Source organism: Pedobacter sp. SAFR-022 (assembly GCF_051965375.1).
In the GTDB taxonomy this organism is placed as follows: Bacteria; Bacteroidota; Bacteroidia; order Sphingobacteriales; family Sphingobacteriaceae; genus Pedobacter.
The window spans coordinates 31,787-51,176 of record NZ_JBQCME010000005.1 but is presented as its reverse complement, the minus strand read 5'-3'; the positions used below and the strand labels follow the sequence as shown (position 1 = coordinate 51,176).

General features: G+C 44.5%; 15 protein-coding genes. 14 read left to right on the top strand and 1 reads right to left on the bottom strand.

Annotation, left to right across the window (positions count from 1 at the left end; all coding sequences use genetic code 11):
- Positions 1 to 17: 17 nt before the first annotated feature.
- The gene (gene gmd / locus ACTHQF_RS12910) at positions 18 to 1,130 is read right to left on the bottom strand and encodes a GDP-mannose 4,6-dehydratase (RefSeq protein WP_440430639.1); all 1,113 of its coding nucleotides are present in this window, start codon (positions 1,128 to 1,130) and stop codon (positions 18 to 20) included.
- A 484-nt stretch (positions 1,131 to 1,614) separates the two neighbouring features.
- Here gmd and ACTHQF_RS12905 point away from each other — a divergent pair, with 484 nt between their 5' ends.
- From ACTHQF_RS12905 to ACTHQF_RS12840, 14 genes are all read left to right on the top strand, one after another.
- Positions 1,615 to 3,009 carry a UDP-glucose 6-dehydrogenase gene (locus ACTHQF_RS12905; RefSeq protein ID WP_440430638.1) on the top strand — a complete coding sequence of 465 codons (1,395 nt, stop codon included), beginning with the start codon at positions 1,615 to 1,617 and terminating at the stop codon, positions 3,007 to 3,009.
- A 260-nt stretch (positions 3,010 to 3,269) separates the two neighbouring features.
- Positions 3,270 to 3,905 carry a hypothetical protein gene (locus ACTHQF_RS12900; protein WP_440430637.1) on the top strand — a complete coding sequence of 212 codons (636 nt, stop codon included), beginning with the start codon at positions 3,270 to 3,272 and terminating at the stop codon, positions 3,903 to 3,905.
- A gap of 108 nt (positions 3,906 to 4,013) precedes the next feature.
- Entirely contained in the window at positions 4,014 to 5,411 is a 1,398-nt protein-coding gene (locus tag ACTHQF_RS12895; protein ID WP_440430636.1) for an undecaprenyl-phosphate glucose phosphotransferase, read from the top strand.
- Between the two features lie 79 nt (positions 5,412 to 5,490).
- Positions 5,491 to 8,076: an SLBB domain-containing protein gene (locus ACTHQF_RS12890; RefSeq protein ID WP_440430635.1), complete on the top strand. Its 2,586-nt coding sequence runs from the start codon at positions 5,491 to 5,493 to the stop codon at positions 8,074 to 8,076.
- A gap of 22 nt (positions 8,077 to 8,098) precedes the next feature.
- Positions 8,099 to 9,187, top strand: coding sequence for a Wzz/FepE/Etk N-terminal domain-containing protein (locus ACTHQF_RS12885; RefSeq protein WP_440430634.1), 1,089 nt, complete (start codon positions 8,099 to 8,101; stop codon positions 9,185 to 9,187).
- An 8-nt stretch (positions 9,188 to 9,195) separates the two neighbouring features.
- On the top strand, positions 9,196 to 10,275 hold the full coding sequence (locus ACTHQF_RS12880; RefSeq protein WP_440430633.1) for a hypothetical protein: 1,080 nt from the start codon (positions 9,196 to 9,198) through the stop codon (positions 10,273 to 10,275).
- 171 nt (positions 10,276 to 10,446) lie between these two features.
- Entirely contained in the window at positions 10,447 to 11,496 is a 1,050-nt protein-coding gene (locus ACTHQF_RS12875) for a glycosyltransferase family 4 protein (RefSeq protein ID WP_440430632.1), read from the top strand.
- Positions 11,493 to 12,248 (top strand): glycosyltransferase family 2 protein, encoded by a 756-nt coding sequence (locus ACTHQF_RS12870; RefSeq protein ID WP_440430631.1) that lies wholly within the window; start codon positions 11,493 to 11,495, stop codon positions 12,246 to 12,248. The genes ACTHQF_RS12875 and ACTHQF_RS12870 overlap by 4 nt, the downstream gene beginning before the upstream one ends.
- Positions 12,249 to 12,260: 12 nt before the next feature.
- Positions 12,261 to 13,454: a hypothetical protein gene (locus tag ACTHQF_RS12865; protein WP_440430630.1), complete on the top strand. Its 1,194-nt coding sequence runs from the start codon at positions 12,261 to 12,263 to the stop codon at positions 13,452 to 13,454.
- A 276-nt stretch (positions 13,455 to 13,730) separates the two neighbouring features.
- Entirely contained in the window at positions 13,731 to 14,282 is a 552-nt protein-coding gene (locus ACTHQF_RS12860; protein ID WP_440430629.1) for a GNAT family N-acetyltransferase, read from the top strand.
- Entirely contained in the window at positions 14,279 to 15,361 is a 1,083-nt protein-coding gene (locus tag ACTHQF_RS12855; RefSeq protein ID WP_440430628.1) for a DegT/DnrJ/EryC1/StrS family aminotransferase, read from the top strand. Before ACTHQF_RS12860 ends, ACTHQF_RS12855 begins: the two co-directional genes overlap by 4 nt.
- Before the next feature lie 25 nt (positions 15,362 to 15,386).
- Positions 15,387 to 16,280 carry a glycosyltransferase family 2 protein gene (locus ACTHQF_RS12850; RefSeq protein WP_440430627.1) on the top strand — a complete coding sequence of 298 codons (894 nt, stop codon included), beginning with the start codon at positions 15,387 to 15,389 and terminating at the stop codon, positions 16,278 to 16,280.
- A gap of 265 nt (positions 16,281 to 16,545) precedes the next feature.
- The gene (locus tag ACTHQF_RS12845) at positions 16,546 to 17,244 is read left to right on the top strand and encodes an SGNH/GDSL hydrolase family protein (protein ID WP_440430626.1); all 699 of its coding nucleotides are present in this window, start codon (positions 16,546 to 16,548) and stop codon (positions 17,242 to 17,244) included.
- A gap of 165 nt (positions 17,245 to 17,409) precedes the next feature.
- The gene (locus tag ACTHQF_RS12840) at positions 17,410 to 19,389 is read left to right on the top strand and encodes a PAS domain S-box protein (protein WP_440430625.1); all 1,980 of its coding nucleotides are present in this window, start codon (positions 17,410 to 17,412) and stop codon (positions 19,387 to 19,389) included.
- Position 19,390: the final 1 nt, after the last annotated feature.

The window sequence follows — 19,390 nt, the reverse complement described above, 5'->3', positions numbered from 1 at the left end:
TTTGTTGCAATTGTATATTATTCAAATTGGTTCTTCACAATGTAGCCCGCATCTTTCAACATGCGCTCTTTTTGGAAGTTCTCCACATCTGATTTCATCATGTCATTTACCAATGCGGCAAGGTCGTATTTAGGTGTCCAGTTTAGTTTCGCTTTACATTTGGACGGATCGCCGATAAGTAGATCTACCTCTGTAGGACGGAAATAACGTGAATCAACGGCAACAACTTCCTTGCCGATTTCTACCTGATAATCTGGGTTATTGCAAGACACTACATATCCTTTTTCATCCACACCCTCGCCTCTGAATTCCAATGTAATGCCAACTTCACTGAAGGCCATTCTGATGAAATCTCTTACGGTAGTGGTCACGCCAGTTGCAATTACAAAATCTTCAGGCTTTTCCTGTTGCAGGATCAACCACATTGCTTCTACATAGTCTTTTGCATGACCCCAGTCTCTTCTGGCGTCAAGATTTCCAAGATATAGTTTATCCTGCATGCCTAAGGCAATCTTTGCGGTACCACGGGTGATCTTTCTTGTCACGAAGGTTTCTCCACGAAGCGGGCTTTCATGATTGAACAGGATCCCGTTGCAGGCGAACATGCCATATGCTTCACGGTAGTTTACCGTGATCCAGTAGGCATACATTTTCGCTACGGCGTAAGGTGAACGTGGATAAAATGGGGTAGTTTCTGATTGTGGTACGGCCTGTACCAAACCATAAAGCTCTGAAGTAGAAGCCTGATAAACTTTTGTTTTATTTACAAGACCCAGGATACGAATAGCCTCCAGGATCCTTAAAGTTCCGATCCCATCGGCATTAGCAGTATATTCCGGTGTTTCGAAACTTACCTGCACATGGCTCATTGCGCCAAGGTTGTATATTTCGTCGGGCTGCACCTGCTGAATGATCCGGATCAGGTTGGTCGAATCACTCAGATCACCGTAATGAAGTACCAAGCGTAGATGACTTTCATGCGGGTCCTGGTACAAATGATCGATACGGTCTGTGTTAAACAAAGATGAACGACGTTTGATGCCGTGAACTTCATAACCTTTCTTTAGAAGCAGATCGGCCAAGTAGGCGCCATCCTGACCGGTTATTCCCGTAATTAAAGCTTTTTTCATGAAAAATTGCTGTTTTAGATTTTATATGTTGTATGTAGTTCAGCTTATAAAGATGAACTGCTTATAATTTTGCTCTTAATCAAAGATACGCCTCTTTTATAAAAATAATGCCCCATTTGAAGATTGTACAAGCTTTTGTGTAGTGAATTAGGAAAAACGCTACATCCATTAGCAGGTTAGATGGAAGGGAACAATATCTTGTCTTGAATTATAGGCAAATATTTAGATCTTGCATACAAGTAGAGCCCGTAAAGATGTTTTCATAGGTGGAGAATTCCGTGCTCATGTCTACAAACGGAGGTTATTCTATACGAAATAATTGTAAATTCTCGGACTGGAACAAAATTTATAGAGCAGCTTCACAAAATCATACACATAATAAAGCCTGGATACCCGGTTTTTTGGGTTTAACAGATTTTACAGATACCTTAGAAAAATTATTACGATCAGCCACAACATTATTCAAAAAACGCAATTATAGACAATGAAGAACATTACAAAGATTTGCTGCATTGGTGCAGGTTATGTAGGTGGTCCAACCATGGCAGTTATTGCCAAGCAGTGTCCACACATTACAGTTACCGTTGTAGACTTAAATGAGGCGCGTATTGCGGCCTGGAATGACGAAAATACAGAGAACATCCCAGTTTATGAGCCTGGCTTGAGCGAAGTGGTAGCGGAAGCCCGAGGTAGAAACCTGTTTTTTTCTACTGAGGTAGATAAAGCCATTGATGAAGCGGATATGATCTTTATCTCTGTTAACACGCCGACTAAAACCTATGGTGCCGGTAAAGGTATGGGCGCCGACTTGAAATACATAGAGCTTTGCGCCCGCCAGATTGCAAGGGTGGCGAAACAAGATAAAATTGTAGTAGAGAAATCAACCCTTCCGGTACGTACTGCGGAGGCCCTTCGCGATATTCTGCACAATACCGGAAATGGCGTTAAGTTCCAGATCCTTTCTAACCCTGAATTCCTTGCTGAAGGAACTGCAGTAGAAGATCTATTAAGTCCTGACCGTGTATTGATCGGTGGAGATAGCTCTGAAGAGGGTCAGGAAGCCATCGAATCTTTGGTATCTATTTACGCAAACTGGATTCCTCGTGAGCGTATCCTGACCACTAACGTTTGGTCTTCCGAGCTTTCCAAACTGGTTGCTAATGCCATGCTGGCACAACGTATTTCTTCTATGAACTCCATCTCTGAGCTTTGCGAAAAAACCGAAGCGGATGTAACTGAAGTGGCACGTGCCATTGGTGCAGATAGCCGTATTGGTCCGAAATTCCTGAGGGCTTCCGTAGGTTTCGGTGGTTCGTGTTTCCAAAAGGATATTTTGAACCTGGTTTACATCTCCCGCTCTTTCGGATTGCAGGAAGTGGCCGATTACTGGGAGCAGGTAATTATTATGAATGACCACCAGAAAAGACGTTTTGCGGAGAATATTGTTCGCAAATTATATAATACGGTTTCTGGTAAGAAAATAGCATTCTTAGGCTGGGCCTTTAAGAAAGATACCAACGATACCCGCGAGTCTGCAGCAATCTATGTTGCCGACATGCTCCTGAACGAGCAGGCCGGGATTAAGGTTTTTGATCCTAAGGTAGAGGAGAAACAGATTCACGCGGATCTGGATTACCTAAATACCAGACCTGCTGAGGAAAACCATCAAGGCGTATCGGTTTTTGCAGATCCTTATGAAGCTTGTAAAGATACCCATGCAATTGCAGTACTTACCGAATGGGATGAGTTTAAAGATTATGATTGGCAGCGGATCTATGACAATATGCTTAAACCTGCCAAGATTTTTGATGGGCGAAATCTGCTGGATGTTAAAAAGCTGCGTGAAATCGGCTTCTTTGTTCAAGCCATTGGTTCATAGCATTTAAATAGCTTTTACGATGATTTAAGGCAGCTTTTTAAGCTGCCTTTTTTGTTTTTAAGGTATGTCGTTGCGGTAAATACTGTTTTTTGCGGCAAAGCACATTTATTATTTTTATTATACAAGTATTAATAACATCTTTGTGTATAATTGTGAAAGGGGTTCTACAGAAGTTCCCACCGTCAAAAAACTTATTGCGCAAAGCAGTTGTTGATAGTGTAAATGATGCCGAGTTCCAGACCTTAAAAACCATAGGAAATATGAACGTATTATTAACAGGTACCGCGGGCGAAATAGGAAAGCAGGTAGTTAGCTGGTTTTCCAAGTATTATACTGATTACAGACTCGTAGAACTAAATGATCTTTCGGATATCGACGTATTAAACAACCTGTTTGATGCTCAGAACTTTGATTCGGTTATTCACTTTGCATCAACACCGGGGCAAAATACCCAAGGTACGGCTAACCTTTTGCAGGTAGCAAACAACAAGTGGTGTTCCCACCAGGACGCTCATCGTTTTCTCCTTATCAGCTCTGATCTTTTTGAAGCGGAGTTGATTCTGCGCGAATACCATGATAACAAAGGTATGAACTTACTGGTTAGCTCCTGTGAAGACACCTTTGCATCTTCAGATTTCCCTTTTGTATTCGCCTCGGTTGCGCAACAATATATTTCCAACAACAATACTGTTCCAGTTTATACCAAAGGGCAGGAAGTTCCAGAATGGTTTTGGGTTGAAGAAAAAGCCTGTGCCGTAGATATTCTTTTTCATCAAGCAGAAGCAGGTAAGACCTACAACATTGGTGGCATGAATGCCTGGAAGCGCAGCGATTTGGAGTACAGTCCGATTGTACAACCGCTACAACACAGCTACTCGACCGCAAACGCACGATAAGCTACACAACCGTACGGGTCCGACTTTTCAAAGTCGTTTTTTTTGCTATAATTGCACGACGCTCAAAGACGCGGAATTAAGCGTTTTTATTTAAGAGTATATACATTTATGGCCATACAGACCCGGTACAACTATCTGCTGCGTTATATTTTGCTGATTACAGATGTAATCATGCTTAATGCTGTTTATTTTTTATCTTACTTTATTACCGAGCACTTAGGCAAACATCTTTATGATGAACTTGATGCTAATTATGTAATTGTTTGCAATTTAATTTGGTTTTTTAGCGCCATGTTCTGTGGCCTCTATAGTCTATATGGCATTAGACGACTCGAGCGTATTTATAGAGAAACCTGGCGTAGCATTGCCTTTCACTTTATCTTATTCACTGTGTTCTTGCTTTTCTCCAGGAACAGCGAATTTTCGAGGAGCTTTCTGCTTATCTTCTACGGGCTGCTTTCTATATCCTTCTTGTTAAATCGCTTTTTAGGCACCGCTTTTCAGTATGTGCTTTTGGCAAAATTCAACGCTGCAAAAAAAGTTGCCGTGATGGGTTCAAATGCCACAGCAATTCGGATCTCAGAATATCTGCAAAAACAAAAGACCTTAAGTTTCTATGGCTTTGTGGGTAATGATGACAGCATTTACAATGAAGAGGGCGGCATTGTATCTGATCTGGTATCACAGAAATTTGAGGCGGCCGCCGGAGCTGGAGTACAAGATGTATATGTGGCCGTGGCGCCTCATCGTATGACAGAAGTAAGTGCTTTGGTAGATGAAGCAGACCGTCAATGTATCCGACTTAAATTCATTCCTGATCTAGGGGGCTCACTCGCTTCGCCATATACCATAGATTATTTGGGTGGAGAGTTTCCCATCATAACGCTGCGTGTTGAACCATTGGAGGAGATGAAGAACCGGTTTAAAAAGCGTCTTTTTGACTTGGTCTTTAGTTCATTGGTGATCGTTTTCGTGTTAAGCTGGCTCTATCCTTTGATGGCCATCCTCATCAAATGGGAGAGTAAAGGTCCTGTACTATTTAAACAGCTGCGTTCGGGCCGCAACGACACGCCTTTCTGGTGTTACAAGTTCCGCAGTATGACTGTAAATTCTGATAGCGATAAACTGCAAGCCACCAAGAATGATGCAAGAATAACCAAAATAGGTGCCTTTTTACGAAGAACCAGCCTTGACGAAATGCCGCAGTTCCTGAATGTTTTTATCGGCAATATGAGTGTGGTTGGACCCAGACCCCATATGCTTAAACATACAGAAGAGTATAAGAAGATCATCTCCAAATTCATGGTCCGCCATTTTCTGAAGCCTGGCATCACCGGATGGGCACAGGTAAACGGTTTTCGTGGCGAAACCAGGTTGCTTGAGGATATGGATAATCGTGTAAAATATGATATCTACTATCTGGAAAACTGGACCACGGCCTTAGACGTGCGGATTATCTTTATGACTATTATAAATGCCATAAGGGGTGAGGAAAACGCGTATTAACCCCCTGAACTTCAGGTAAAACTATAAATATTTAAATTATCTTTAATAGGTAATTTAGATTTGTCTTACCTGAACATAAATGGTTTCAAGAAAATTCCTGAATTTACTTTTGCTGTTCATACTGGCATTAGCTTCCCCGGCTTTTTCGCAGCAGCAGTATTCTGATGTTAGAATCGATGAACTTACCGATGCACAAATCCGCCAGATGATACAGCGTGCTGAGTCTATTGGTTACAATGATGCCCAACTTGAGCAAATGGCTGCAGCTCAAGGAATAGCACCAAATGAAATTCTAAAGCTACGGATTCGCGTGCAGAAGATTCGCAGTGATGAGATTGGTAGGGCTGCAACCGCCAGTGCCTCAAATCCCCCATACAATAACCGGCAACCGCACGAGGACCCTAGAAGCCGGGCATATAATGAGAATCTATATAATGGCGATTATCCAGGCAGTCTGAACCGGCAAAATCAGGACTACTTTTCTGATAGCCTTGCAATAAACACAAGAAACCAGGAATTGCAACGACGGCAGGAATTTCATTCCATATTCGAAAGTTTTAAGGCAAAAGTCTTTGGAGCCGAGCTATTTCGAAATCTCAATGTCACCTTCGAACCGAATTTGCGTATGGCGACACCGAAAAGTTATATAATCGGACCGGATGATGAGTTGCTTATTGATCTGACTGGAGATAATGAAGCAAATTACCGATTGCCAGTTAGCCCAGATGGTACCATTCGTTTGCAGTATGTTGGCATTATTCCCGTTGGGGGACTAACCATAGAACAGGCCAGCTCAAAAATCCGAAGCCTCATGAGCAAGACATATCCGGCACTTCGTACCGGTCGCTCCAGTATAGCGGTTAATCTCGGCAACATACGTGGTATAAAGGTGGTGCTGACGGGTGAAGTCGTTAGGCCGGGAACTTACACTTTACCCTCATTGGCAACTGTCTTTAACGCCTTGTATGCTTCGGGCGGTCCGGCAGAGAATGGATCTTTTCGAAAGATCCAAGTAATTCGGAACAATCGGGTAGTAAGTACTATAGACACATACGATTTTCTGATCAATGGGGTTCAGAAAGGAAACATCCGGTTGCAGGACCAAGATGTTATCCATGTTCCATTATATGACAATCGCGTAGAGGTAGCTGGCGAGGTAAAACGCCCCGCTTTATTTGAACTACTGCAAACTGAAAACCTGCAACAGCTGTTCAACTTTGCCGGAGGATTTAATACTCGCGCTTATACTGGCCGTATTAAGGTGTTACAAAACACTGAAAAAGAACGGAGGATTGCGGACATTCCGGTTACTGACTTCGTTACCTATAAGCCGAAAAATGGTGATAAATATATAGTTGAACAAATATTAGATCGGTTCGAAAACCGTGTGGAAATCGCCGGAGCGGTATTCCGACCCGGGATTTATGAACTTGATAAAGGACTTACCCTCCGGGAACTGATTAACAAAGCCGAAGGTTTGAAGGAGGATGCCTTTTTAAACCGAGGTTACATCAACCGTCTGAATTTGGACAATACACTTTCGCTGATCTCTTTCGATGTAGCAGGAATACTTGCCGGACAGGCGATGGATATACCACTACAGCGGGAAGATAGAGTAACTATATCTTCTTTGTTCGATCTGAGAGATGAGTTTAAGGTTATGATCCAAGGCGAGGTTAGGGATTCGGGAACTTATGCTTATGCGGAAAATATGACCCTGGAAGATCTGATCCAAATGGCGGGTGGATTCAGGGAAGGTGCAACACCTAATCGCATCGAAATTTCCCGTCGAATTAAGAACAGTGATGCTAGTTCTGTTTCCGCACGCACTGCAGAAGTGTATACCGTTACCATTGACCCAAACCTTAAACTCGCTGAACAACGCTTTATTCTGAGGCCATTTGATGTGGTCGCCGTACGTGGTTCTGAGGGCTACCAGGTGCAACGCCAGGTGACCTTGGAAGGAGAGGTGCTATATCCAGGCACTTACACCATCAGCCGTAAGGATGAGCGTATATCTGACTTGATTGCACGTGCTGGTGGACTAACACCCACCAGCTATGCGGAAGGCGCCTCTCTGAAGAGACCGGGTCCTATGCCAGTACTTCTGGAGCAGAAAAAAAATCTAGTCGAGGATGAAGAAGAAGAAACCAGAAAGTTTCTCAACCTTAAGCGGGTGCAGCAATCTGGGGTAGAAGATACCCTCGCTATGAATTTGGAACAGCAGCTGATCCAGTCGGATCTAGTTGGTATCGAGTTGCCGTACATCCTGGCACATCCGAAATCTAAATTGGATCTGATTGTCGAAGACGGTGATGTAATTCGCATACCGAAGCAGTTGCAGACCGTGAAAGTGACAGGAGAAGTGCTAAACCCCAATAATATTGTTTTTTCGTCTGGAAAGGGCTTTAAACAATATGTTAATGGTGCCGGCGGGTTTACCAGCAAGGCCTTACGTCGTGGTGCCTACATCAAATACGCTAATGGATCCGTGCAGTCTGCCAGAAAGTTCTTATTTTTTAACAACTATCCAAAGGTGAAGCCAGGGGCAGAGATCCTGGTCCCTAAACGCGCGGTAAATGAAAGATTAACTCCACAAGGCTGGATCGGTATTGGAACGGCAGTCGCCAGTATGGCAGCGATCGTCGTGAGCTTACTACGATAGTGTAAACGATAACAATATTTGTATGAAGCCGGAACATATGCAACATTCGACGTCTGGGAACAACGAGATTTCTATTAAGGAATTAATTGTGCTTGGCGGCAATTACTACAACTTTCTATTTTCAAAAGGGCTCCAGATTTTACTGCTGACCTTGTTTGGTGGTTTACTCGGGCTTGCCTATGCTTTCTGGAAAAAACCAATATATACCGCCACGACGACTTTTGTACTGGAAAGCGGCGACAATCCGGGCAATTTTGGTCAGTATGCAGGTATCGCCTCCATGATCGGTCTCGACTTGAACACGGGCGGCGGCATATTCCAAGGCAACAACATTCTGGAGCTTTACCGCTCCAGAACCATGATTGAAAAAACATTACTCTCTGAGGTATCCTATCGTGGCAAAAAAATGCTGCTGATCGATCGCTATGTAGATGTCAACCACCTAAGGGAGCAATGGGCGGAGAAGAAACACCTGCAAGACTTGAAGTTTCAGGCCGATTGGCTGCAACTACCGGAATCAAAGATGCGTTTGCAGGATAGCCTGTTACAGGATATTGCAGATGATATCAACAGGAACTACTTGGTGGTGAATAAACCCGATAAAAACAGCATCATCCGTGTAGATGTAAATGCTGGAGACGAATTTTTTGCCAAGGCTTTTAATGACATGATTGTGTTCAACGTGAACGAATTTTATGTCCAGACGAAAACGCGGAAGTCAATGTCGAATGTCAAGATTTTACAATCGAAAACGGATTCCATCCGGCAAGACATGAATCGAGAGATCTACAGTGCTGCTGCCGTGGCGGATGCAACACCTAACCTGAATCCTACCAGGCAGCTACAGCGGAATGCACCCATACAGCGTTCGCAGTTCAGCGCAGAGACTAACCGGGCGATACTTGGGGAATTGGTTAAGAACCTGGAGCTCTCTAAGATGAGCTTGTTAAGGGAAACACCACTGATTCAGGTGGTGGACTATCCCAAATTTCCACTGTATAAATCTGTGCCCGGCAAGATCAGCAGCTTCATCAAAGGCATGGTCCTATTTGGCTTTCTTGCAGTGGCCGTATTATTTATTAAAAAGATGTTTCAGGACATCATGGCTTGAACATAATCATGAAGTACCAGCTCCGGATGTATTATGCAGATGTGCTGAACCAAACAGCTGGGTCTAAAGCAACGGCAGACTGTAGTTTTATACTGGCCGAATTGGGCTACCAGCATTTTGATGTGCCGATCTACAACAACAAACACCCACTATTAAACTTAATGAGGTTTCTAAGGCATTTATGGCGATTATATGCTTTGTTGAAACCTGGTGATGAGGTATTGCTGCAATATCCGCTACTCGGCATCAATAAGTGGTTGAAGTATTTTGTGCGTTTGTTGCGCCATAAAAACTGTCGCATGATCTGCCTCTTGCATGACCTGGATTCGCTGCGACAGGTACACCATGCCTGGACATTAGAAGAAGAATTGCTGCGCTTAAGTGCTTTTGACCGGATAATTGTACATAATGCCCGGATGAAAGCGCTCTTGACGGATAACCATTTGAATGTCGAAATGCGTCCGCTTTGCTTATTTGATTATTTGATGCCAGATAACGTGTGGAAGGCACTGGAGCAACGGCATGTTTCGGAAATTTGGTTGCAGGAGCATATTAATTATTCCATGAACGCTGAGACATTAGCCTCTAAATACAAACGCGTAGCCTTCGCAGGGAACCTGGGCAAAAGTGTCTTCCTGAAAAAACTAGATCAGGTACAAGGCATTTCCTTTGTCCTTTATGGTCCGGGTTACGAGGAATTGCCAAACTCATCCTGCATGACCTGGGCAGGTTGCTTCCATGCAAATGAATTACCTGCAAAGCTCAATGCCGCTTTTGGACTGATCTGGGATGGAGATGCGGTAGATGCCTGTACTGGTCCCCTTGGCAGATACCTGCAATACAATAACCCACATAAAGCTTCACTCTATTTGGTGGCTGGTATTCCACTGATTGCGCCAACATCCTCTGCCATTGGCGACTTTATACATCATTACGGGCTGGGTATAACAATCAATTCGTTGGTCGAGCTTCCTGAAATACTTAATACGCTGCAACAGGCAGATTATGTGCAAATGAAGGCTGCTACAATCCCGATCGCTAAGGCAATTGCCTCCGGTGCATTCCTGAAAAAGGCGATCGAACACTAGTCGATTTTCTACCTGCACACTGGCGTAAAATTTACCATCAAATTGCGATAAGTAGCGATTCTTTACAGGTGTAAGTGCCTGAATATTAACTTTTTGGAATTTTTTTAGGTCGTTTGCGTTTATTTGTAAGTATCGGCATTCCGCTGCAGCTTAGACCTAAACTTTCGCACAATGACCTTATGCTATGATAATCTGGTTTATAGCTTGCAGCCATTTGGTGGAATATCCACTTACTGGTACGAACTTACCAGGCGCTTGTTGAATGTGCCGGATGTCGATCTTCGGTTCTATGAAACCGGTCGGGAGCAACATAACGTATGCCGGAAGCAGCTGAACATTGCACAGGAACAAGTGATACGCAGTAATCGTGCGGGCATACTGGTGGAACGCTTTTTAAAATTACCTGCTTTTCCGGGCCCACATCTATTTCATTCCAGCTATTTCCGCATACCTGAACGCAACCGGAATGCAAAGATCGTGACCACGGTACATGATTTTATTCACGACATCTATTTCTCTGGGCCGCGGGTCTGGCTGCACAATCGTATGAAACGGTGTGCGATCTTGGAGAGTGACCTGATCATCACGGTTTCGGAGCATACCAGGAAGGACCTGCTGCGTTTTTATCCCGATCTGAATGCGGAAAAGATTAAGGTGATCTACAACGGCGTTTCCGAAACCTACAAACAACTGGAGCAACCAATGCCTGTTAAACGGCCTTACTTTCTTTATGTAGGCCTACGCGATGTTTACAAGAATTTCAGCTTTGCCATTGACGTTGCAGCAGATCAGTCCGATTTTGACCTTTATGTGGTGGGACCTCCGCTAAATGCGGTAGAACGTGCGCTGCTAGAGCAAAAGCTGCCGGGGCGCTATAAAGTCTTCACCGGCCTGGACGAATCCATGCTGAACGAATTGTATAATGCAGCCTTTTGCTTGCTGTACCCTTCGGAATATGAAGGTTTTGGCATCCCCATTCTAGAGGCCATGCGCGCCGGTTGCCCCTTCATTGCGCTGAATAAGTCGGCTATACCTGAAGTAGCTGGCACTGCGGGTATTCTACTGGAGGCAGCGGAAATTGAACTTGCGCGCCAAGCCGTTGCCCAGATCCAGCTAGACCGCCAGGGGATCATTCTCCGTGGACTGCAGCAATCACAACACTTCTCGTGGGAGCGCTGCTTTGATCAAACGTACGAACTTTACAAAAGCCTGCAATCATGAAGTTCAGCATCATTACGGTAGTTTATAATAATGAATGTATTGGCACGGCGATCGAGTCAGTCATCCGGCAGGATTATCCCTGGATTGAGTACATCGTTGTGGACGGTGGGTCCACAGATCATACGCTGGATATTATCGGGGCGTATCGCAATAAAATACATAAGGTGGTTTCGGAACCTGATCTGGGTATTTACGACGCCATCAACAAAGGTATTAAGTTTGCAACGGGTGATGTATTGGGTCTGCTGCATGCAGATGACTTCCTGGCCGATAATAGCGTGATCAGTAGAATTGCAGCCGTGTTCGAGAAATATCCCGGTATTAATTCCGCCTATGCAGATGTGATTTTCACCGAGCGGGAGAATTTAGGCAAAGTCACTCGGTATTACTCTTCCAGACACTTTAAACCCTGGATGTTTAAGTTCGGGTTTCAACCTGCGCATCCAACGTTCTATGCTAAAAGAGATCTTTTTGAACAATACGGTCTTTACAGCACCAGATATATGATCGCTGGTGATTTTGAACTTTTGATGCGTTTTTTGTATATTCATAAAGTTAAAGCCTTATACGTTAGGGATGTCTGGGTAAAAATGCGTATGGGGGGCGTGAGTACTGCTGGGTTGAAAAGCCTGCTGCGGCTGAATGGCGAAATTCTGCAGGCTTGCAAAAGCAATGAAGTCTATACCAATACGCTGATGGTTTATTCTAAATATATGGTAAAATGGTGGGGATTTTGTTTCAGGAAAACTTAGTTATGCCGGGCCATGATTAAGAAGATTATCTACAACCCTAATTTCGTATACATTCTAGCCTTTATTGTTCCTTTTATCTTCTATTCTTTTGAATGGTCAACGCTGTATCCACGCTTAAGCCTATCGCTCTTTCTCTTTTACCTTTTTACCTTTTTAGTCTGTACTGGGGCAGGCCTGCTCCTTCAATTCTGCAGCCCCTTTCAGTATAAACCCATCGGGGAAACCAGGGGTAACCTGGTGATACTATTGGCCATCTACCTGTTGTACGGTGTGGAGGTGCTGTACTCGGGAACCCTACCGATATATGCCCTGCTACGGGGGAACTTCAACTATGCCGAGGATGCCTTTGGTCTGCCTTTGATCCATACCTTTCTGGTGTCCTTCAACACTTTTTACGCAATCTTCTTGTTTCATCAGTACATCTCAACGCGCAAACGCCGGCTGCTCTGGCTTTTCCTGCTGGTGCTATTGCCCTTTATTTTACTGGTCTATCGCTCCAGTATCCTTAATGTGCTGCTCGGGGCATTGGTGGTTTTTTTATTTCATAAGCCTGTTATTCCGTTTAAACTTATTTTGAAGACCCTCGCCGGTGTGCTGCTGGTATTCTTCCTTTTCGGTTTTATGGGTAACCTGCGCTCGGCCAATGGTGATGCCACCTATATTCCTAGAGCTTCGGGTGCTACGGAGGAATTCCTGAAGAGCAGGATACCAAAGGAGTTTTACTGGTCTTACCTGTATGTGGCTTCACCAGTGGCAAACCTGCAGAACAACATCAACCTGGTGAAAAGCCCCGAGGGCAATTACAAGGATTTAGTTATGAATGAATTTCTGCCGGCTTTTGTGACCAAGTTTATTGTTCAGCCGGAGGAAAAAAAGTTCCACCAGATTAACCGCTTTCTGAATGTTGGTACGATCTACGTGTACAGCTTTTCTTACTTGCGCTGGCAAGGTATGATCATGATGTTTTTCTACTTCCTGGTGCTGTTTAATGGCTATTATCTGTTGATCCGCAAGTCTGATACCTATAAAGTAACAGGTATGGCGATCCTGTTTAACATGATCATTTTTGCGAATTTTCACAATACCATTGCCTATTCTGCGTCGAGCTTACAGTTGATCTATCCGGTTTTGTTTTCCATAGTGACCTTTTTTATGAACCAGTATAGGCAGCGAAAAGCAGAATCAAGCCTGGCGGAAGTACAGTGACTGCACAATTTTCATTTTGTATGTAGATGCCCGGGAAACAAAACGAGCCGGGAAATTGAATTTTTTTTGTGAATCAAATCGTGAAATTGCACACTCCGAAGGGGAGCCATGGCAATATTATAATTTGTAGATTACACTGCAAATCAAAGTTTTGAACGTCGGCGATCCGGTCATTGCTGCGTTTTTCAGTCGCTTCACATTGCCGGATGGTCGACTGGAACAGGGCTTAATATTTGTTGATGGCTGTTTGATTAAGGAAGATTTAATAAATCATATATGGATTTTGAGGTTTATCTGAGGGCGTTTAAACCTGAAGACGCCGTTTTTATAAATGAATTACGGAAGAATAGAGAGATCGAGGAGAAAATCGGTGGCGTAACTAAATTTGTATCCCTGGAACGGGAGCAGAAATGGGTGAATGATATCATTTATAATGATGACCCGCGAAATGGCTGGCTGGCGGTATGTGAAGTGGGCGGCAATGACGATATCATTGGCTATGCTTCCGTGAACGATATAGATTACCGCAATGGCACCTGTATTGGTGGCGGCATTAAGGTGATTTCGCCAACACCAGGTAAGTTTTATGGGCTTCAGGTGCTGCTGTTGGGCATGCGGCATGCTTTTGAAGAACTGCGTATGGTGCGTTTCGCTGTTTACGTGATGGAAGAGAACAAAGGTTCGCTGCGGATCATGGAGCGTGCGGGACTAAAACGTGAAGGCTTCCTTCGCAAATACATTTACAAGAACGGCAAACACCGTAACTGTTGGTTGCTGAGCATTACCGACGAGGAATATCTCGAAACCAAACAAAAGTTTAATATATGATCCCGATTACCAAACCGTTTATGCCTCCACAGGAGGAATATGCACATTATTTGAAGGGGATCTGGCAGCGGCAGTGGATCACCAACATGGGACCGCTTTCCAGTAATCTGGAGCTGATCATCAAAGACTACCTTAAGGTAAACCACCTGCTGTATGTTACCAATGGTACGGTAGCCCTGGAAATGGCAATGAAGGGCCTGGAGCTGCAGGGAGAGGTGATCACCACGGCATTTTCTTTTGTCGCCACGACCAGCAGCATCGTTTGGGCAGGCTGTCAACCCGTGTTTGTAGATATTGATGCCGACTCGCTGAATATTGATCCAGCGAAGATCGAAGAGGCCATAACGGAGAAAACCTGCGCCATTCTGGCTACTCACGTGTATGGGAATCCATGTGATGTGGACGCTATTGATGCGATCGCGAAAAAACACAACCTTAAGGTGATCTATGACGGTGCTCATGCTTTCGGCGTGCAGGTAAACGGACAATCCATTTTCAACTATGGCGACGTTTCCATCTGCAGTCTGCATGCCACCAAACTTTACCATTCTATAGAAGGAGGGCTGATCATGACCAATGATCCGGACTTCCTGAAAAAGCTGGCATTGATGCGTAATTTTGGCTTTAATGGGCCGGAGGCTTTTGCCGAGCTGGGCATTAACGGTAAAAACTCGGAGTTTCATGCTGCCATGGGGCTGGTGAACATTACACACCTGCCAGAGATCATGGAGAAGCGTAAGACCATTAACGACCGCTATGATCAGAATTTGCGAGGCCTGCGGGCGCGCAGACCAAAATGGCACGAGGCCTCGGCGAACAATCACGCATATTATCCTTTGATTTTTGAAGATATCCAGCTGATGCTGAATTGTATGGAGTATTTGAAAGTTAATGAGATTTTTACGCGACGCTATTTTTATCCTTCGCTGGCAAGCTCCTTGCCATACATGGCCTATAAAAAGCTGGAAGTCACGGAGGACATCTCCAGCAGGGTGCTGTGTTTACCTTTGTATTGCGATCTGACCACGGAAGAGGTTGATCTAATCAGTCGTTTAATGCTCCGGGTGCAGAATAACTAATATCGTAAAGCCTGAATAAATTAAAATGAAAGTTTCCGTTTGTATCATCACTTATAATCACGAAGCCTATATAGAGGCTTGTCTACAAGGTGCCGTAAGCCAGGTGCTGAATTGTGATTATGAGATCGTTATTGGCGAAGATCTTTCCTCGGATGGTACGCTAGCCATCTGCAAAAAGTATGCGGAGGCATACCCAAGTTTGATTAAACTGATCACTGGTCCGGTGAATGTGGGCATGACGGCCAACGGCCTACGTACTTTCGCGGCATGCACCGGCGACTACCTGGCCATTTGTGAAGGGGATGACTACTGGACCGATCCACACAAGCTGCAGCGCCAGCTTGATTTCCTGGAGGCTAATCCCGATTATAGTATGGTCGCTGAGAATGGACTGGTGCTTGATACCCGCAAAGGGACGGAACATCCTTTCAACAACATGAATGAAAGGGATCTCGAGATTCATCACCTGTTGGCCAAAAGACAGTTTCCAACGGCTTCTGTACTGCTGCGCAGGAATATGCTCGATGCTTCTTTGCTGAACTATAAGTTTAGTGCCGACACCTTCCTGTGGTGTTTTCTGGCCCGCAAAGGCAAGATCCGCTACCTTCCAGTGATCTCTTCCGTTTACCGTAAGGGTACCCATGGCATTGTGCTCTCCTCAGATAAACTGGAATGGGCTTTTCTGATGGAGAAATGGAATAATGACATCGCTCAAATTTTGCCTCAAGGCTTTGACCAGCAGGTGCTCAAGCGGAGAAATTATACGGAGTTCCTGAAGGTCTTCTTTTTCTGCGCAAATAAAGGAGACTTCAAAAAAGCTCTGTTATCATTGAAAAAGTGTTTTCAATATCAGCCAATGCGGACAACCCATGCGGTTTCCAAGTTCTTATTCAGGAAGCTTAAAGTTTCTTCGAAATAACTGAATGCCAGTTTAGTGGTTGATTGCGTGTGATTTGATTAGGATCGTATGATCAATGCTGCGGTTCCGGGCTTTGCTCAGAAATCTCAAGCTATTTCTTTCCGGGACGATGTATTTCAAGCTGCCAGGTTGAGTTCGTATCTAATTAAAGTGATCACCTCGACTGGCGCAGCAAGGCATTATTTTTTTCGGGAATAAATGCTGCACGCTGGTAAAAATTTTGATTTTTATCTTAATTTACGAATCGAAATTAACCTGACCAGATATGATAAAGACTTCCCGAATACTCGCTTTTGTATTGATCCTTTTCGCGTGCCATTCCACTCAGGCACAGCAGCAGGATCCTGATTGGCCAAACTTGAAAAAATACAGGGAGGCAAATGCGGAGTTGGGGCCACCTGCAGCAAATGAGCAACGGGTGGTTTTTATGGGAAACTCCATCACCGAAGGCTGGATTAAACAGGCTCCTGAATTTTTCAAGGGGCGTCCATACATTAATCGCGGTATTGGTGGACAGACGACACCGCAGATGCTGGTACGTTTCCGCCAGGATGTGGTTTCCCTAAAGCCAAAGGTCGTGGTATTGCTGTGTGGCATCAATGATATCGCCGGCAATACTGGCCCATCGACCCTGGAAATGATCGAAGATAACATTGCGTCCATGACTGAAATTGCGCTGGCGAACAACATAAACGTGGTATTGTCTTCGGTACTACCTGCGTATGATTTCCCTTGGCGCCCTAATATGGAACCTGCGCCAAAAGTCATTGCACTAAATAAATGGATAAAAGCTTATGCGGCCAAGAAAAAGGTTGTTTATCTTGATTACTTTTCTGCAATGGTGGATGAACGTAATGGCATGAAATCTATTTACCACAGCGATGAGGTGCATCCAAATAAACTTGGGTATTCGGTAATGGAACCTTTGGCAGAGCAGGCGATCAAGGTTGCTTTAAAGAAATAACATTTGGTGAAAGCTGCTGTTCCGATTAGGTGCAGCTTCTTTCATGTGTTAACTACAAGCGATTTTTTCGCTTTGGAGTTTTTAAGAATTAATATTGTAAATTAGTATTCTAAATGCAGTTGTGACGCTCTACATTGATCAAAAACCTAAACGTCTTCTATTATAATGACAGAATTTCCCAAGCCACAAGACGGGGGCAGCTTGCATGCTGCGTTACTCGAACTGGAAATTCTGAACTCTTCTGAAGAGCCTGAATTTGACCAGCTGACCATGCTGGCATCAATGCTTTGTAAAACACCAATGGCCATGATCGGCTTTTACGATATGGACCGGATCTGGTATAAAAGTCGGCTGGGATTTGCGGGTTCTCTGGAAAATCCGGTAGCAGCCATGAACTTGAATATCAGGCAGACTTATGTGCTGGAAGATGCCGCTAATGACCCGCGTGTTAAAGAACACCCGATGGTACAGCAGCTTGGGATCCAAAGCATGATGTTAGTGCCATTATTTAATCCGGAGGGCTTGAATGTTGGGCATCTCGCAGTTGCAGACACCCAGCAGCGCACATTTGATGACAAACAACGGCATGGACTGGAACTTCTGGGGGCACAGGTTGGAAAGCTGCTGCAGCTACGACTTTCCAGCAGGGAAACTGAACCTGGGAAAACGGCAGTATCAGATGCACTTACGCAGGCTATTACCCTCTTTGAGTATAATGTTGATGCGGTGCTGATTGCTGATGCATCAAGCGTAATTCGGGGATGGAACCCTAGAGCTGCGGACTTATTCGGTATTTCTGCTGCAGCGGTGATGGGTAAAATGGTGCATAACGCTATTATCCCGGAACGTAATTACGAGGCATTTATGCGTCTGCAGGAACAGCATCAGAAAGATGGCCTGCCAAAGCAGGACTTTGATGTTATGGTGAAACGCGGGGATGGCTCTGAGTTCATCGCTACATTGGGCGTGTCGCCCACTGATATCGAGGGTCAGATCTATTTCATTGTTACCATACGCGAGCTGACGGATCGCAGAATTGTAAATCGTGAGCTTGAAAAGCAGAAGTCATTCTATGAAAATATTTTAAACAAAATACCCACGGACATTGCCGTGTTTGACTTGGATCATCGCTATATTTTTGTTAACCCTGGGGCGATCAAGGATCCGCAGTTACGCAAAAAGATCATTGGTATGGATGATTTTGAATATGCCCGTTTTCGGAACAGGGATGAAAGTGTTGCCCGCAAACGTCGCGAGCAGTTTCTGGAAGCCAAAAACACCGGACAGGTGGTGCGATGGGAAGATAGTGTAAAAAATCCGCAGGGACAGACGGTCACCGTGCTAAGAAGGATTTTTCCGGTACATGATGAAGCGGGACAACTAAGCCTGTTCATCGGGTTCGGTATTGACATCACGGAAAGAAAACTATTAGAAGAAAAGCAGTCGGTGATGATGAAGCAGCTATCTGCTCAGAATACCCAGCTGCTTGACTTCTGCAATATTGTTTCTCACAATTTAAGGGGCCCGCTGACCAACATGGCCATGCTGGTTGAATTTATAAATGACAGCAATGACTATGAAGAGATCAAGTTATTGACTTCTAAACTTACGCCGGTGATTGACAGTTTGAATACGACTTTCAATGAACTGGTTGAATCGATCCAGGTGCGTCAGGACATGGAGATTGCCTCTGAGCAGATTGTACTTCAGGAGTGCCTGCAGCGTACATTGGATGGGTTAAAGATGGAGATTAATAAAACCGAGGCGCAGATCATTGTCAACTTCGATGATGCGCCGGTGGTTCATTATCCGCCAAAATACCTGAACAGCATTTTTCACAACCTGGTCAGTAATGCACTGAAGTACCGCTCACCAGACCGTAAACCGCGGATCGAGCTGAGCACCCGCAGGAACAAAGACTCCATTCTGTTGATGGTGCGCGACAACGGGCTGGGCATTGATCTGACCAAACACATCGACAGTGTTTTTAAAATTGGAAAGGTGTTTCATAAACACCCCAATGCTAAGGGGCTTGGCTTATATATGACCAAGACACAAATTGAAGCAATGAACGGTAAAATCTGGGTGGAGAGTATTCCAGATGAGGGCGCCGTATTTTATGTCGTTTTTAATAATCAACACTAAG

What these genes read in the sequence shown, in the direction of transcription:
- ACTHQF_RS12880 (WP_440430633.1), top strand. Translation starts at nt 9,196, where the DNA reads ATGAAGTACCAGCTCCGGATGTATTATGCAGATGTGCTGAACCAAACA.
- ACTHQF_RS12865 (WP_440430630.1), top strand. Translation starts at nt 12,261, where the DNA reads ATGATTAAGAAGATTATCTACAACCCTAATTTCGTATACATTCTAGCC.
- ACTHQF_RS12855 (WP_440430628.1), top strand. Translation starts at nt 14,279, where the DNA reads ATGATCCCGATTACCAAACCGTTTATGCCTCCACAGGAGGAATATGCA.
- ACTHQF_RS12890 (WP_440430635.1), top strand. Translation starts at nt 5,491, where the DNA reads ATGGTTTCAAGAAAATTCCTGAATTTACTTTTGCTGTTCATACTGGCA.
- ACTHQF_RS12885 (WP_440430634.1), top strand. Translation starts at nt 8,099, where the DNA reads ATGAAGCCGGAACATATGCAACATTCGACGTCTGGGAACAACGAGATT.
- ACTHQF_RS12905 (WP_440430638.1), top strand. Translation starts at nt 1,615, where the DNA reads ATGAAGAACATTACAAAGATTTGCTGCATTGGTGCAGGTTATGTAGGT.
- ACTHQF_RS12900 (WP_440430637.1), top strand. Translation starts at nt 3,270, where the DNA reads ATGAACGTATTATTAACAGGTACCGCGGGCGAAATAGGAAAGCAGGTA.
- ACTHQF_RS12895 (WP_440430636.1), top strand. Translation starts at nt 4,014, where the DNA reads ATGGCCATACAGACCCGGTACAACTATCTGCTGCGTTATATTTTGCTG.
- ACTHQF_RS12850 (WP_440430627.1), top strand. Translation starts at nt 15,387, where the DNA reads ATGAAAGTTTCCGTTTGTATCATCACTTATAATCACGAAGCCTATATA.
- ACTHQF_RS12845 (WP_440430626.1), top strand. Translation starts at nt 16,546, where the DNA reads ATGATAAAGACTTCCCGAATACTCGCTTTTGTATTGATCCTTTTCGCG.
- ACTHQF_RS12875 (WP_440430632.1), top strand. Translation starts at nt 10,447, where the DNA reads ATGACCTTATGCTATGATAATCTGGTTTATAGCTTGCAGCCATTTGGT.
- ACTHQF_RS12840 (WP_440430625.1), top strand. Translation starts at nt 17,410, where the DNA reads ATGACAGAATTTCCCAAGCCACAAGACGGGGGCAGCTTGCATGCTGCG.
- ACTHQF_RS12870 (WP_440430631.1), top strand. Translation starts at nt 11,493, where the DNA reads ATGAAGTTCAGCATCATTACGGTAGTTTATAATAATGAATGTATTGGC.
- gmd (WP_440430639.1), bottom strand. Translation starts at nt 1,130, where the DNA reads ATGAAAAAAGCTTTAATTACGGGAATAACCGGTCAGGATGGCGCCTAC.
- ACTHQF_RS12860 (WP_440430629.1), top strand. Translation starts at nt 13,731, where the DNA reads ATGGATTTTGAGGTTTATCTGAGGGCGTTTAAACCTGAAGACGCCGTT.